The organism is Mesorhizobium sp. M2A.F.Ca.ET.037.01.1.1 (genome assembly GCF_003998075.1).
Lineage (GTDB): Bacteria > Pseudomonadota > Alphaproteobacteria > Rhizobiales > Rhizobiaceae > Mesorhizobium.
On the sequence record NZ_RZSA01001281.1, the window covers coordinates 1 to 1,545 of the forward strand.

The 1,545-nt window shown below is 63.4% G+C and carries 1 protein-coding gene and 1 pseudogene; both read right to left on the reverse strand.

Translation table 11 applies throughout. From position 1 onward, the window contains the following. Positions 1-252: 252 nt before the first annotated feature. Positions 253-1,278, reverse strand: coding sequence for a sugar ABC transporter substrate-binding protein (locus EOA27_RS35920; RefSeq protein ID WP_042647576.1), 1,026 nt, complete (start codon positions 1,276-1,278; stop codon positions 253-255). 87 nt (positions 1,279-1,365) lie between these two features. After that, a pseudogene (locus EOA27_RS35925) lies at positions 1,366-1,545 on the reverse strand (ABC transporter permease); the annotation flags it as partial.

Genomic DNA, 1,545 nt, shown 5'->3' on the forward strand with positions numbered 1-1,545 from the left:
AGCGAAGTGAGCTTGAAGAAACCCGGAATGATCGAGCCGAACACGCCGAGCGTCGCCACCAGCGCCAGGAAAGGTATGGCGTTGTCGGTCCAGCGCTTGGTCAGGATCTCCCCGACCAGATGGTCGGGCACGAGATTGTAGCGCCAGGCCTGGAGGCGTTCACGAAAAGTCATCGGCGGCTGCTGTCATCAACGGGAAAAGAGGTGGCCGGAACGATCCGACCACCTCGTGGATGCGTTCGGGCGGCGCGCCTTATTTCGCCGCGGCTTCGGCCTGCAGCGCCTTCAGGTCCCAACAGCTGTCGGGCTTGAGATCCGCCTTGGTCGTCGCCTTCTCTAGCGTGTAGATATAGGTGTGCGAGGTGCCGGCCGGCTGGCCGCTCTGCAGCAGGAACTTGATGATGGCGTTCATGTCGCCCGACTGGCGGGCAAGATCGGTCATCACCACGGCGCCATAGGTGCCGTCGTTCAGCTTGTCGCAATCGGCTGCCTTCTCGCCGCCGCCGGTGGTGACCAGGAACACCTTGCCGTCGAGCTTGGCGTCGCGGATCGCAGCCGAGGCGCCGGTGGCGTCGCCGTCCCAGAAGTCGATGATCGAGCAGATGTCGGGGTGCTGCTGCAGCATCGTCGTCGTCACGTTGCGCGAGGTGGTCGCGTCCCAATTGGAATCCGGCTTGGCGACGACCTGGAAGTCGGGATGCTTCTCCAGCACCTTCATGATGCCGGCATACTGGTAGAGGCTGGACGAGTTCGCCTGGTCGCCCTGCACAAGACCGATCTTCTTGGACGAATTCTCGCCGCAGCCCTTGATGGCCGCTTCCGCTTCGAGCTGGCCGAGCTTGTCCCAGTCGCTGCCGACGAAGGCATCGGCCGGGAAGTTGGCCGGATTGTCGACCAGGATCACATAGGTGCCGGCGGCCTGCGCCTTCTTCATCAGCTTCGAATAGGAGTTGAGGTCCGGCGCGTGGATGATCAGAACATCCGGCCTTGTGTCGGAAGCGATGGCGTCGGTGATCGCCTGCGCGCCGGCATCGACCACCCAGTTCGGATCGCGGGTCTCGAAGGTGCCACCCCAGGCCTCGACTTCCTTCTTCAGGTAATGCGCCCAGCCTTGCGCCAGGTCGAAACCCATCGCCAGCGGCACCAGCATGACGCGCTTGCCGTTGAGCGCCTTGGCATAGGCGGCGGGACCTGGATCGTCGGCGGCGAAGCTCGGCGCCGCGAAGGCGGTAACGGCGAGCGCCGTGGCGGCGGCCATCAATGTTCTAAGTAGTCTCATGTCACACCTCTGGTTCGGTTTTCATTGCCGGGCGATCGTCACGATCGCTCCGGGTACCCCAGAGCAGGATGGGCTGGCCCATCTGCTCTAAATATCGCCCTGTTGCGCGGTCTGCTCGTCGCGCGGGTTGATGATGCCGTCGACGATGATGGCTCCGAGCAGGATCGCCGCCTTGATCAGGTTCTGGTAGAGCAGCGGAATGTCGATGATGGTCATGGCGTTGAGCAGGATGCCGATCAGCGCCGCCCCCACCAGCACGTTGCGCAC

What these genes read in the sequence shown, in the direction of transcription:
- EOA27_RS35920 (WP_042647576.1), bottom strand. Translation starts at nt 1,278, where the DNA reads ATGAGACTACTTAGAACATTGATGGCCGCCGCCACGGCGCTCGCCGTT.